Annotated in this window: 14 protein-coding genes; all 14 read left to right on the plus strand. The window is 40.5% G+C overall.

Going from position 1 to position 14,137, the window contains the following annotated elements:
* Positions 1 to 177 precede the first annotated feature (177 nt).
* Positions 178 to 486, plus strand: a complete 309-nt coding sequence (locus RDV48_06900; GenBank protein MDQ7822508.1) for a hypothetical protein — start codon at positions 178 to 180, stop codon at positions 484 to 486.
* A gap of 2 nt (positions 487 to 488) precedes the next feature.
* The gene (locus RDV48_06905; GenBank protein ID MDQ7822509.1) at positions 489 to 2,384 is read left to right on the plus strand and encodes a hypothetical protein; all 1,896 of its coding nucleotides are present in this window, start codon (positions 489 to 491) and stop codon (positions 2,382 to 2,384) included.
* A gap of 13 nt (positions 2,385 to 2,397) precedes the next feature.
* A complete protein-coding gene (gene pseB / locus RDV48_06910) occupies positions 2,398 to 3,369 on the plus strand; it encodes a UDP-N-acetylglucosamine 4,6-dehydratase (inverting) (protein ID MDQ7822510.1) in 972 nt (323 codons plus the stop codon).
* Complete coding sequence (gene pseC / locus RDV48_06915) at positions 3,369 to 4,526, plus strand: UDP-4-amino-4,6-dideoxy-N-acetyl-beta-L-altrosamine transaminase (GenBank protein MDQ7822511.1); 1,158 nt, start codon at positions 3,369 to 3,371, stop codon at positions 4,524 to 4,526. The genes pseB and pseC overlap by 1 nt, the downstream gene beginning before the upstream one ends.
* The gene (locus RDV48_06920; protein ID MDQ7822512.1) at positions 4,527 to 5,378 is read left to right on the plus strand and encodes a glycosyltransferase family protein; all 852 of its coding nucleotides are present in this window, start codon (positions 4,527 to 4,529) and stop codon (positions 5,376 to 5,378) included.
* Between the two features lie 40 nt (positions 5,379 to 5,418).
* Positions 5,419 to 6,153, plus strand: a complete 735-nt coding sequence (locus RDV48_06925) for a TIM barrel protein (protein MDQ7822513.1) — start codon at positions 5,419 to 5,421, stop codon at positions 6,151 to 6,153.
* Positions 6,154 to 6,164: 11 nt separating this feature from the next.
* The gene (gene pseH, locus RDV48_06930) at positions 6,165 to 6,710 is read left to right on the plus strand and encodes a UDP-4-amino-4,6-dideoxy-N-acetyl-beta-L-altrosamine N-acetyltransferase (protein MDQ7822514.1); all 546 of its coding nucleotides are present in this window, start codon (positions 6,165 to 6,167) and stop codon (positions 6,708 to 6,710) included.
* On the plus strand, positions 6,700 to 7,749 hold the full coding sequence (gene pseI / locus RDV48_06935) for a pseudaminic acid synthase (GenBank protein ID MDQ7822515.1): 1,050 nt from the start codon (positions 6,700 to 6,702) through the stop codon (positions 7,747 to 7,749). The genes pseH and pseI overlap by 11 nt, the downstream gene beginning before the upstream one ends.
* 57 nt (positions 7,750 to 7,806) lie before the next feature.
* Complete coding sequence (locus tag RDV48_06940; GenBank protein MDQ7822516.1) at positions 7,807 to 8,949, plus strand: N-acetyl sugar amidotransferase; 1,143 nt, start codon at positions 7,807 to 7,809, stop codon at positions 8,947 to 8,949.
* The gene (gene hisH / locus RDV48_06945; GenBank protein ID MDQ7822517.1) at positions 8,933 to 9,562 is read left to right on the plus strand and encodes an imidazole glycerol phosphate synthase subunit HisH; all 630 of its coding nucleotides are present in this window, start codon (positions 8,933 to 8,935) and stop codon (positions 9,560 to 9,562) included. Before RDV48_06940 ends, hisH begins: the two co-directional genes overlap by 17 nt.
* Positions 9,549 to 10,301, plus strand: a complete 753-nt coding sequence (locus RDV48_06950) for an imidazole glycerol phosphate synthase cyclase subunit (GenBank protein MDQ7822518.1) — start codon at positions 9,549 to 9,551, stop codon at positions 10,299 to 10,301. Before hisH ends, RDV48_06950 begins: the two co-directional genes overlap by 14 nt.
* 15 nt (positions 10,302 to 10,316) lie before the next feature.
* Complete coding sequence (locus RDV48_06955) at positions 10,317 to 11,603, plus strand: DUF4910 domain-containing protein (protein ID MDQ7822519.1); 1,287 nt, start codon at positions 10,317 to 10,319, stop codon at positions 11,601 to 11,603.
* A 40-nt stretch (positions 11,604 to 11,643) separates the two neighbouring features.
* Complete coding sequence (locus RDV48_06960) at positions 11,644 to 11,913, plus strand: phosphopantetheine-binding protein (protein MDQ7822520.1); 270 nt, start codon at positions 11,644 to 11,646, stop codon at positions 11,911 to 11,913.
* 88 nt (positions 11,914 to 12,001) lie between these two features.
* Complete coding sequence (locus RDV48_06965; protein ID MDQ7822521.1) at positions 12,002 to 14,128, plus strand: DUF4910 domain-containing protein; 2,127 nt, start codon at positions 12,002 to 12,004, stop codon at positions 14,126 to 14,128.
* Positions 14,129 to 14,137: the final 9 nt, after the last annotated feature.

Below are 14,137 nucleotides of genomic sequence, written 5' to 3' on the forward strand. Positions count from 1 at the left end.
TGATTCATTGCCTCCCGATTACAATATACTTTTGAAATTGGCTGCGTAACTCGTGTTACTAATATAGAACTGATTGAACACCTGTTTTGGCCAAAAGATTTTATTCTGTTCAGCCACAGGTCTCTGCGAAAAAATGGCCTGCTTATTTGCACAACACCAAATATAAAAGGATTTGATTTGCTCTTGCTTGGCAGGCTATCCGATAATATTGGCGGCCCGGAGCATCTTAACTATTTTAACATTGATTCACTCTGCCATTTGCTGCAAAGATGCGGTTTTAGCATCATTGAGACTCTTACTCCGGGGAGACTTGATGTTAATATTGTAAGAAACAAGATAAAGGAAAACGAAACAGACTTACTGGCCAATCCCTTTATGAAGTATATTTTAACTGAGGCAAAGGATGAGGCTATAGATTCTTTTCAAAGATTTCTATCGAAGAACCGGCTTTCGTCTCATATGTGGGTAGTGGCACAGAAGAACTGATTATGAGCAGTGCCTTGATTTTTCCTCTTCTCACCCCTTATTCATATTTCACTTTCATTCTTGCCCAGAAACTTGCCAAAAAAGATATCTACTATACGGAGATTAGCAGGGAATTCAAAGACACCAAGGCCGTAGTTGAGCGTCTGGAAAAGAACAATATAAAATGGATAAAGAAATATTACAAGAGCAACTATGAGCATCAGAAGTATTATTTCATAGCCGATAGTTTCACAGAGATAATCTATAACAGATTTTTCGAATCGCAGTTTTTTAAAATATTGAATAAAGATTTTCTAAATGATGCTGTGCTGATGAAAAAAGCGGAAGTAATGTGGAAAAAGATCATATATGAATATCTTGAAAACCTGTCTCAGCAATATGCGGCTGCAGAATACCTCACTGAAAATGGTCATTATGACAATGCAATAATAATAACCTATGAAATTGCAGCAAACATGTTGAAGCCTCATGCCAACCACAAAATTATATTTAATGTGATCCCCTTGTCATACTTTGTTTTAAAGGATTTATCGTCAATATTGAAGCTTCTGTTCAGGATGAATAAGAAAGGAGCCATAACAAATAACAAGTCATTAGAAACAACAGAAGGAAAGCCGTTAGATTTTCCTGCCTACAAGGTGGCCTTTTTCCCTCATCAGGGGATCTATTATGGCAATCTGTTTGTGAAAGATCAATTTTATAGTGATGATGAATCTTCAGAACTGCATAAATCAAAAATCCTCCATGTATCAATAAATGAAATCAATGAGGACTATATTGGCAGAGCGCTTCAGTATTACAGGGATTTTAAAATTCCCGTCGTTGATTTGGTCGAGATCGGTTATAGCAATAAGAAATGTTACTTGCAGAGCATGATGTTTTTGATGCAAAAACCATTTTCCCTTATAAGGGAAACTTTTCGGTGGGGGCTTGAGCTGATTTTCCTTTTTGTGCTTACTTTTTTCAGGGTTCAATGTTTTCTTTCTGTTCTGAGCAGATTTAAAAATCTGAAACTGGTAATGGTTGGCTATGATTTTCTTTTCCCCCCTGCCCTCTCATTGGCTCTTGCGCTTCTCAGAATCCATGTATGTGCAGTGCAGGAGAGATTTATTATGGCTTTTATGCCCAATACACGATTTGTCGTAGATTGCTATTTTGCCGCTGGTCCGGTTGTCAAGGAAAAAGGGTGTAAGCACTCATATATTGGTGACTTTATTTATACAGGGCTTCCAAGAGCTGATAATCTTTTCTTATATGAGAAAGAACACATTAGCGATTCGAAATATGATGAGATAAAGAAAAAATACCGATTGGTACTTGCGCTTGACTATTTTCTTCCAAGAGATGATGTTGAAGATATATCGTTCCCGCACCAGAAAGTCTCCCAGATGCGCCAGTTCTACAATGACCTGATAAAGCTTTCCGTTGAATTTCCAGATTTGTATATAGTAATAAAGGGAAAAGAGATAGAATCCTATAAAAGCCATTATATAGCAGACATTGTGGAAAAAATAGAAGGGCTTCCCAATATGGAGATAGAGACGGATCTTGATAAATACAATCCATACTATATTGGAGAAAAGGCGGACTTGACGATAGCTTGTCATACCTCACTGTGTGATGAACTTCTTGCTGCCGGCAGAAAAGTCATATTTTATGAAGCCACCGATTATATGGAGACTTATTTTACCTATGAAGACCTGCCAATCATTGTAAAAGATTATGAGGTTTTGAGAAACAATGTGAAATATTTTATTGAGGGGGTGTACCTCGACTCGAAAAGAATCGAGAGATTAAAAGCCTATTATAGTAATTGTTATCATGGGAAGGTGAAAGAAACAATAAGAAGACATATAATTAATTTCTTAGAGAAGAAAGATAGAAACAAGGATTGTTGAGGAGAAAACAAATATGTTAGACGACAAGGTTATCTTACTGACGGGGGGTACTGGATCATTCGGTCAGAAGTTCGTTGAAATGGCGCTGAAAAGACACAACCCAATGGTGATTCGTGTCTATAGCAGGGATGAGCTCAAACAATGGGAAATGATGAAGCTATATGGCAACGAATCACAAGTTCGGTTCTTCATAGGCGACGTGAGAGACAAAGACAGACTCGACAGGGCAATGGATGGCGTCGATATGGTAATTCACGCTGCAGCATTAAAGCAGGTGCCTTTTTGTGAATATAACCCTATCGAAGCGGTAAAGACCAATATTTTAGGAGCTCAGAACATTATTGAGTGCGCTATTGATCACAACATACCAAAGGTGGCTGCCATAAGCACCGATAAAGCTGTAAGCCCCGTGAATTTGTATGGTGCGACAAAAATGTGCATGGAAAAATTGCTTATTGCTGCAAATGCTTATGTCGGAGGAAAAAGGCAGACAAGAATGTCCTGTATTCGTTATGGAAATGTTGTCGGGAGCAGGGGAAGCGTAATCCCTTTATTTCTGGAGCAGAAGAATACAGGAAAGATAACGATCACTCATAAGGAGATGACAAGGTTCTGGATTACTCTGGAGCAGGGAGTTGAATTTGTCATAAAAAGCGTTTCCATCATGCACGGAGGTGAAGTGTTTATTCCCAAAGTGCCAAGTATGAGAATTATGGACCTGGCTGAAGCAATTGCACCTGATTGTGAAATAGACTTTGTGGGGATAAGGCCCGGAGAAAAAATTCATGAAAGCCTGCTTACCGCAGATGAAGCCCGTCATTCATTGGTGTTTGACGATTGCTTCATAATTGAGCCTGAACATACCTGGTGGAACAGAGATAAGATCACAGGAGGCAAAGAGCTGCCAGAGGGGTTCTGTTATGAAAGTGACAAGAATGATTGGTGGCTTTCCAAGGATGAACTGCAGAAAATGATAAGCGAATAATGAGACTCATTCCTTACGGCCACCATTCCGTTGACCCATCAGACATTGATGTGGTCCTGGCTGTGCTCAGATCTGATTGGCTTACTCAGGGACCCCGTATCGAAGAATTCGAAAGAGCATTATGTGAGTTTGCTGGAGCACACTATGCAGTCGCCTTTTCACATGGAACGGCAGCTCTGCATGGTGCTTGTTATGCGGCAGGTATAGGGAAAGAAGATGAGGTCATCACCTCACCAAATACTTTTGTGGCAACTGCAAATAGTGTGCTTTACTGTGGCGGAAAGCCCGTGTTTGCTGATATTGAGGGAGAAACATTAAATATAAATCCGGCAGAAATAGAAAAAAGGCTCACTACTCATACAAAAGCCATAATGCCGGTTCATTTTGCGGGAAATCCCTGCGATATGGAAAAGATTGATTTTATTGCGAAAAAGAATAACTTGATGGTCATAGAGGATGCGGCTCATGCATTGGGCTCAATATATAGAAACTCTCCCATAGGAGCCTGCAAATATTCAAATTTTGCAGTATTCAGCTTTCATCCGGTGAAAGCAATCGCCACAGGCGAGGGCGGTGCAGTTCTTACCAATGATAGGGAGTTTTATCAAAGACTGCTATTATTCAGGAATCACGGTATAACGAAGGAATCTGATAAATTTCAGTACAGGGAGGATTCTGATGGCCCCTGGTACTATGAGATGCAGGATCTTGGTCATAATTTCCGTCTTACAGATATTCAGGCTGCATTGGGATTGTCGCAGATGAAGAAATTGAAGAGCTTTATTCTGAGAAGAAGAGAAATTGTTGAAAAATATAATAGTGTGTTTCAAGAATTGGACTTTGTAAGGATTCCCGTTGAAGCAGATGATTCTTTCTCGGCCTATCATCTTTTTGTTCTCCAGATAGATTTTGAGAGATTGAACAAAAGAAGAAAAGATGTAATGGATGAATTGTTGAAACGTTCAGTTGGCACACAAGTTCATTATATTCCGGTTCATCTTCAGCCTTATTACAGGAATAAATACGGCTACAAGCGTGGTGACTATCCCGTATCGGAGAATTATTACAGCCGGGCGCTTACAATTCCGCTCTTCCCTAAAATGACTGATGCCGAAGTGGATTATGTCATACAGAACGTCCTGCAGGTATTGAGATAAATGAGCAACAGAGGAATTATTATTCAGGCGAGAGCTTTATCTTCAAGGTGCCCAGGTAAGATTTTCAGGTATTTACCCGATGGAAGCGGAATAACTGTGCTTGAGCAGGTGATTAGAAGAGTAAAAAGAGTGAAGGGTGCAAAGGTAATTATTGTTGCGACATCATGCCGGCAAGAAGATGATGAAGTGATAAGACTGGTTCAAAACGAGAATGTACTGAGTTTCAGAGGCAGCGAAGAGCACGTCCTGTCGAGGTTTTATCTTGCAGCGTCTTCCTGTGAATTGACTGATATAATAAGAATTACTGCAGATTGCCCCTGCATTGACCCAATGATCATTGATGAGCTCATTCAAAATCACGTAAGGCGGGGAATGGATTACACCAGTAACACCCTGAAAAGAACTTTCCCCCGGGGGCTTGATGCTGAAGTAATATCTTTTAGTGCTTTGGAGAAAGCTTACAAAAATGCAAGTGAAGATTTTGAACAGGAACATGTGACTCCTTATATTTACAGGAGCCATCCAGAGCAGTTTCATGTCATGAACCTGGAAGCAGAAGGAAGGATAAATAATCCATCAATCAGAGTGACTCTTGATACTGAAGAGGATTACGCGCTTTTATGTGCAGTTTATGATTATCTGTATGATGAAGCAACTCTTTTCAGAACAGCAGATATTATAGATCTGTTTGAAAAGAAACCCTGGCTTTCCCTGATCAATAAAAGGATTAATCAAAAAAGCTTGACCTCTTCAATTGAAGAAGAGTATAAAGAGGCTTTGGATCTTATGGAGCGGAACGGTCTGAAAAAAGCCAGGAAATTTATCATAGAGCAAGTGGGAAAATATGCATAGGTTCGGCCTTAAGCTCTGGTCAACCAATGAGAATTATGTTATGGAAGCGCAGAAACTTTTTGCCGCTGATTATTTCAGCTATATTGAGCTTTTTGTTGTGCCGGGTTCATTCGGGAAATGCATTACACTGTGGAGAAACATAAAGGCTCCCTTTGTGATTCATGCTCCCCATTACATGAGTGGCCTGAATCTGTCACAGTATTCAGATCGGCAATCAAATTTTGCAATGATCAGAGAAGTCATGGAATTCGCTGATATGTTAAAAGCTGATGAAATAATATTTCACCCGGGTGTGGGAGGAGATATTCAGGAGACAATTGCTCAGCTCAAAGATATTAATGATCAACGAATACTCATAGAGAATAAGCCTTACCGTGCCATTGTTGATGAATTGACATGCAATGGGAATTCTCCCGAAGATATTAAATTGGTTATGGATAACACGGGCTGCGCTTTCTGTCTTGATATCGGACATGCAATATATTCTGCAAATTTCAGAAAAGTGGATCCGTGGGAGTATTTTAATAAATTCCTGGAATTAAGACCAGTGATGTATCATTTAACTGACGGTGATTTTCAGGGAGTGACTGATCAGCACAAGCATTTTGGAGAGGGCGATTTTCCAATAGAGAGAATATTAAAGACAATTCCTCAAGACTCAAGAATTACCATTGAAACAAAAAGAGAATCTGAAATATCCCTTGATGATACAATGGAGGATGTGGAATATTTGATGAGAATCTGCAATTGTTCAGGATCTGATGTAAAGGCCTGATAGTGAGTCCCATGATCAATTTAAGAAAGAGCTTTGAATTCGAAGAGGTGAGCCTCATCAATTTTATTCATCTTAAAGTACAGGAAAGAGAGATGGTGCTGAACTGGAGAAATAACGAGGTCATTAGGAAATGGATGTATAATAGTGAGATCATATCAATGAAGGAGCATCTTGAATTCCTGGCCGGCTTGAAATCCTCTGACCATATGCATTATTGGCTGGTATGGACAAGAGAAAGCGGTTATATCGGGGTAATATCACTTAACAAAATAAACAAGCTTCATAAGAATGCGTATATTGGAATATACTCAGATCCAGACAAAAAAGGAATAGGCACAATACTCATTCGGATGGTCTTCCGTCTTGCATTTCAAATCGCTTGTCTTCATACATTGAAGCTGGAAGTGATTGAAGACAATCTGAGAGCCTTGGAGTTTTACAGGAAGAATGGCTTTATCGTAGAGGGAACACTGAAAGAATTTGTTTTTATGGATAATGGATGGAAAAATGTGATAATTATGGGAATTACTCAAAAGGAAATAGACAATGGCCTTTAAGATGGCAGGACAGACTATCGGAGATGATAATTCTTGTTTCATAGTTGCTGAATTGTCTTCAAACCATGCAAAAAATCTGGAAATAGCAATCAACACCATAAAGGCAATCAAGGAATCCGGCGCTGATGCGGTCAAATTACAGACATACACGCCAGAGAGCATGACACTAAAAAGTGAAAAAGACTTTTTCAGGATCAGGCAGGGGACTATTTGGGATGGGAAGACTCTCTATGACCTGTACGAGGAAGCTTATACTCCATGGGAATGGCATTCAAAACTGAAAACCGCTGCCGAAGAGCTTGGTCTTGTCTGTTTCTCTGCTCCCTTTGATAAGGCTGCTGTTGATTTTCTGGAGGATTTGAATTTTCCTGCTTATAAGGTGGCATCTTTTGAGATAACAGATATCCCATTGATAAGATATATTGCATCAAAGGGCAAGCCAATAATACTCTCAACAGGTATAGCCAATTTATCGGAGATAGAGGAGGCCGTGAATGTCTGCAGAAGTCAGGGAAACCTGCACATTGCATTGTTAAAATGCACATCGGCCTATCCGGCGCCATTTGATGAAATCAATTTGAAAACGATCCCCGATTTATTGAATACTTTCAATGCCGTTATCGGGCTTTCAGACCATACCATGGGCTATTCAGTGGCAATTGCCTCAATTGCACTTGGAGCAAAAATCGTAGAAAAGCATTTTATTCTGGATAGGAGTCTCAAGACGCCTGATGCTTCCTTTTCAATGGAACCGCATGAATTCAGAGCGATGGTAAGCTCTATTAAAGAAGCTGAGAAGGCAATGGGTAAAGTAAGCTATGACCTCACTGAAAGCACCATGAAATCAAGGGAGTTTGCACGTTCTCTTTTTGTGGTGCAGGATATACAATGCGGTGATGTCTTCACAGAGGAAAACATTCGCTCTATCCGGCCAGGATTCGGTCTGCACCCAAGATATCTTGATTCAGTGCTCGGAAGGAAATCGCATGGTGCGCTCAGTGCAGGGACACCTTTACAATGGGAAATGATAGACAAGTAGCCGTTTCCCGAAAGCATCAGAAAACTCCACAAAAGCTCAACGCAGGAGAAAGATAGAATGAGATATTGCACAAAATGCATCATGCCTGATACAAGGCCTGAGCAGGTTTTTGATGAAGCGGGAGTTTGTGATGCCTGCCGATCCTGGAAGAAGAGAAGTACAGAAATTGACTGGGAGCAGAGAAAGAGAGAATTCGAAGAAATCCTGAGTAAGTACAGAAATCGTGAGGGAACCTGGTGGGATTGTATCATTCCCGTTAGTGGCGGGAAAGACAGCTGCCATCAGGCATATACGATGAAATATATGTTCGGTATGAATCCTCTCCTTGTAAACTTTATCCCCTGTGAAATGACGGACATCGGGCTCAAAAATGTCTTATTTCTTCGTGATTTGGGTTTTGATATCATTCAGGTAGGAGCGAACAGGAAAATATACAGGCAGATGGTCCGGAAGGGTTTCTTTGATCTCGGAGATTGTTGCTGGCCTGAACATATAGGGATTTTTACTGCACCGGTGAGAGTTGCTGTTCAATACAGAATCCCTCTGATAATATGGGGTGAAAATCCTCAGTTTGATTATGGAGGCCCTGCCTCGAAAAGAGAGAGCAACTACCTGGATCGTAATTGGCTGGAGCAGTTTCAGATGTTGGGTTACAGGATATCCGACCTGTATGAGGAAGAAGAGTTTGAAAAGAAAGACCTGCTTGTTTTTGAATACCCTTCAGATGCTGAATTGAGAGAAGTAGGGGTAACAGGTCTCTTCCTGGGGTACTATACAAAATGGAATGCCAATGACCATGTCAAAAAAATGTCGGCTCTTGGATGGAATGCCAATCCTGACGGTCCGGTGGAGGGAGCGTATTATGATTATGAAAATCTTGATTGCAAGTGGATAGCGGGTCTCCATGATTATATGAAGTTCATAAAATATGGCTACGGGAGAGCCACGGATCAAATGTGCATTGAAATAAGAAGCGGGAGACTTGAACGGCAGAAGGCATTGAAAATGGTGAGAGAATATGAGGGGAAAATACCAAGGAAATATATGCCGGATTTTTTGAGATTTATTAATTGTTCGGAGGAAGATTTTTTCAGAACGCTCACCAGGTTTACGCATAGAAAGATTTTTGTGAGAAACAGTGATGGATCATTCAAACGTGACAAAAATGGAGAACTGATAAAAATTGATTACGGTTATTGATTTAAAGATAGGAAATATAAATAGCGTAAGCCGCGCTCTGAGGCATTTAAAAGTAGAACATGGGGTCTCAAATGAAGATTCATTTATCGAGAAATCAGATAAGCTGATATTACCGGGTGTAGGTAACTTTTCCGAGGCAATGAAGAGAATGAAGGAAATGGGACTTGACTCCGTCATAAAAAATTTGGTGTCTGAGCGTGGAATTCCCATCCTGGGAATATGCCTTGGCATGCAGCTCTTTGCGAGCTATGGAGAGGAAGGTAGCAGGGTGGAAGGTCTGGACCTGGTGAAAGGGAAAGTGATTTTTCATCGTGCTTCAAGAATGGGCCTTCGGATCCCTCACATCGGCTGGAATGATGTGAATTCAGGCAAAATAAAGATATTCAAGTCGGTGGAGCAGAGTTCATGCTTCTATTTTACCCATAGTTATGAGTTTATCCCCGATGATCAGGAACATATAGAACTGGGTTATACCCATTATGGTCTTGATTTCGTATCTGCTCTGCAGAAAGGGCATATCTTTGGCACACAGTTTCATGTGGAAAAGAGTCAGAAGGTTGGATTAAAAGTCCTCTCCAATTTTTGTGAGGGAAGCTTTTATGCTGAGAAATAGAGTCATTCCTATCGTTTTGCTTGTGGATTATGCCGTAGTGAAGACTATACAATTCACCACAAGAAGAAATCTTGGAAATCCTGTGGTTATTGCCAATATTTATGAAAACCGTAAAGTTGATGAAATAGTATTTCTTGACATTGATGCTTCTAAACAAGGAAGAGGTTTGGATGTTGATACAATAAATGCGGTTGTAGAAGATTGCTTTATGCCCATTACTATTGGGGGGGGACTGAGGAACTGCGAAGATATAGAAAAGGCTTTGAGAGCCGGCGCTGATAAGGTTTCTTTGAACAGCATTCTCCTGGAAAACATGGAATTTTTGAAGGAAGCGGTCTCCGTCTTTGGTAGTCAATGTATCACGGTATCAATAGATGTCAAAAAGAACTGTAATAACGATTATATTGTTTACTCTCATGCCCACAAGGATGTAAACTGGTCACTTACTGAGTTCTTGAGGCTGGTCAGTGAATACAAGGCTGGTGAGATATTGCTTAATAATGTTGACCTGGATGGAACAATGAAAGGCTATGATTTGCAATTAATCAACTTGGTTTCAAGTCTTTCCAGCATTCCCGTTATTGCCGCAGGTGGTGCCTCAAAACCTTCTGATTGCGCTGATGCCATCAAAGCGGGTGCATCAGCCGTAGCGGCATCAAGCATATTTCATTTCACAAGTATTACTCCAAGAATTTGTAAGAGAGCCATGGCAGAAGCCTCCATACCTGTCAGATTATGACAAGAAGCATATATCATGAGTGAAAAATTAAAAAATCTTCTGGAATCCTATTTTGACAGACTTTGGCCGAAATTCAGAAGTCTGGCAGGACCGGAATTCAGAAACTCATTAGATATTTTGTCGGAAATTGTACCTTTCAAGCGCTTTAAGTTCAAAACCGGCTCAAAGGTGCTTGACTGGATTGTTCCCAGGGAATGGTATGTGAGAGAAGCTTATTTTATGGATTTACAAAGAAGAAAGTATGCAGATATTGAAAAGAACAATCTGCATCTTGTGTCGTATTCGGTCCCGTTTAAAGGAGTTTTGCCGTTAAGCAAGCTCCGTGACCACCTTCACAGTCTGCCGGATCGTCCCGATGCAATTCCTTATATCACCTCTTATTATAAAGAATACTGGGGGTTCTGCATCTCTCATAATGAATATCAAAGGCTTCCTGACGGGGATTATTTTGTCAAGATAGATTCACGCCTCTCCCCTGGTCACGTAGAAATAGGGGAAGCAATTCTCCCAGGCAAGACAAAGAAGGAGGTGCTGTTTTCTTCGTATCTCTGTCATCCTTCATTGGCAAACAATGAATTGTCAGGTCCACTGGTTCTGTCATTTCTTTACGACAGAGTGCGAAGAATTAAAGACCGTCTCTATACATATAGATTTGTTATTGTTCCTGAGACTATAGGTACTTTATGCTACTTGAGCATGAGAGGTGCTCATTTGGTCAGGCACTTGATGGCAGGCTATATAGTAACATGTGTGGGAGATCGTGGAAATTTCACCTATAAACAGTCTCGTCAAGAAAATACTCTTGCCGATAGAGCCGCCCGCCTGGTATTGGGGGATAAAGATTGTCACATAATTGTCCCGTTTGATCCAGGTAATGGCAGTGAAGAGAGACAATATTGTTCGCCTGGCTTCAATCTGCCGGTAGGATCACTGATGAGATCCATGTACTCATGCTATCCAGAATATCATACCTCAAAAGATGACAAGAGCTTTGTTGATTTTGATTCCATGATTGAGTCAATATCAGTATATTATGATATAGTGCGTGCATTAGAATCTAATAGAACATGGGTCAATAAGGTGCGCTATGGTGAGCCTCAATTGGGCAGAAGAGGTCTTTATCCGTCACTGGGGAATGATAAGGCCTGCGAAGGGAAGGTAAGGGCGATGATGTGGCTCCTCAACCTTGCCGATGGAGAAAACGATCTATTCGCTATTGCGGAAAAGTCTGGAGAAAGCATTAAATTATTGCAGGAGCTCTGCGAAGAGCTCTACCACAAAGGACTGCTAGAACCCGCATAAATTAAGAGGTTATTAATATCTATTTGCATGGAGCACATCGATGGATATTCAAGAATCAGTACTAACATATTTTAGACAGAATGGTTCAATTGATTTAAAAGGAGCCACTGAGCTGGAGAAATTGAAATGTAATTACCTCGAGGAAGGTGTAGTGGATTCTTTCGGGATTGTAAATATGATAATGACCTTTGAAGAGCAGTTTAATATCCATTTCACACCTGAAGATATGCAATCCGATGATTTTCAAACTCCCGGGGGATTAATCAAGCTTATAGAAAGCCATATTCAGAAGAGTGAAAATCATTCCTAAAAAAGCATTGGCTCTCCATTGTTCTTGTTGAATTTTGTAGCAGGGAACTTTTTATCTCCAAAATTTTGGCTTTCTCCCAGGAAATAATATGCAGAATTGGCATTATAATAAATCCGATCTCATAAGGGCCTTCCAAGATGTAGGAATAGAAAAAGGCGACACTATAAATGTACAGGTGAGTCTTGGGAGATTAGGTTTTCCTCAAGAAGGCCCAAAAATTGATATTGCATCTCTTTTACTCATTCAAACACTGCGTGAAGCAATCGGTGAGCAGGGAACCATTCTGGTCCCCGTATATACGTATTCCATCGGAAAGGGTGAAATCTTTGATGTTCAGAATACCCCTTCTGCAATTGGAGAATTCACGGAAATGTTCAGAAAGATGCCTGGTGTGACAAGATCTGCAGATCCGATGCTCTCAACGGCAGGAATTGGCCCAATGGCTGAATCGTTGCTTAAAGATATTTCCAGGAGTTGTTATGGAAAGGGAAGTCTTTTTCATAAAATGAGGGCTGCGGGAGCAAAGATCTGCACTGTGGGTGTGGGACTCAACTATGCAACATTTCGCCATCACATAGAAGAGAGTGCCGAGGTTCCCTTTCGTTTTAAGAAATTGTTCTCAGGATTTGTAAAAGAAAAGGGAGAGACTCGCTATGAGACATGGGAGTATTTTGCCGCAATATTGCAGGACAACTGCTCACCCGATGGCTCGCGTCTTGAAAAAATGGCTCGTGATGAAGGATTAGTCAGTATTGCGAGTGTGGGGAGAGGAGAAGTGTTATGTATCGAAGCGCAATCATACTTTGAATATGGCTTCAAACATATGAAAAAGGACCCTTGGCTCACTGCTAAGGGCCCTTCTTGTTCGGTACAAGAACTAATCAGACGTGAAGATGAGCGAGTGACCTCACACAAAGCAGAAATCAGAATTCCTGAAACTGCATCAATGTTCCAAATAACAGAGATTCTGTCCCAACTCAGGCGTGATATAGTCTCTGAAGGGTACGATGTTGCGTTGGATGCAGTCGCTCGAATACTATCTATCAAGATTCATGAGTATTGCACAGGCGAAGAATGCTGGACATGGATTATTCCGGAAAAATGGACCTGCAATGGAGTCTTCATAAAGACAATCGACGGAAAAGAACCGGATTATGGGGTTGGCAGTTTTTTGAATGTAGTTCCATATTCTCAGCCCTATAAGGGAATAGTGACAAGAGATGAACTTTCTAAGCATTTGTATAACTCCCTAGTTTCATTTCAATCAAACCCATATGATTCTCTCATCTTCGCACGAGATTGGGCCATTTGGTGTTCTGAAGATTTGAAATCGAAGTTATTAGATGATACCTATCAGATTTCAATTGATACTTCATTCAGTTACGGTTCTTTGAAGATTGGAGAGGTGCTTGCAAAAGGAAAGAGGGACGATAATATAGTGTTCTGTTGTCATCTGGACAATAGTTTTTGGGTGAATGACGGTCTTGCGGGAGTTGCTGTTCTTCTCGAAGTATTTGAGGAGTTGTGCAAGCGGTCCGATTTGAACTTTTCTTATAGATTGTTAGTAATCCCTGCCTTTTATGGTCCCATTGCGTTTTTATCTCACAATGAGCATCTGATTAACAGAATGATAGGAGGTATCTGTGTTGAGGCTCTTTGTGATGATGGCGATATTTCTCTGTCTCTTTCAAAACGCGGTGACACACAATTTGATAAGTGCTGTTTACTTGCCATGAGGGAATTTGAACCGTTATTCATGAATCTGGACACAGGTGATTTGACACTTAATGATGCAAGGATATTTAATTCTTATGCAGTGAATGTGCCAATGGTATCGATCTCTGCAATACCTGCCAAGAAAGATTCTTGCATTCCTAAGACAGATTCTGATTCCAATGGAGATATTTCCCGCATAACAGCACAAACCCAAATGGAAAAGGCCAGGCATTTCATTTTGAAAGTCATTGAGATTTGGGAGAAGAACTATATTCCAATTCCTTTATATAAAGGGTATCCTTGCTTGCATAAGTTCCTGAGTTATCATCCTCTTGATGATCGGGAAAAGGAAGTTGCCGTCACATTGAAAATCATAAGTTTGATAAACGGCGAGAATTCTTTGGTAGAGATAGCCGCTTTGAGTAAAGAGCCTATTAATAAAGTAATAGAGATAATGAATCTTCTTTTATTGAATAATTTGATAAAAAAGAAAGAATAATCACTGCTG

It is taken from the genome of Candidatus Eremiobacterota bacterium (genome assembly GCA_031082125.1).
In the GTDB taxonomy this organism is placed as follows: domain Bacteria; phylum Vulcanimicrobiota; class CADAWZ01; order CADAWZ01; family Ess09-12; genus Ess09-12.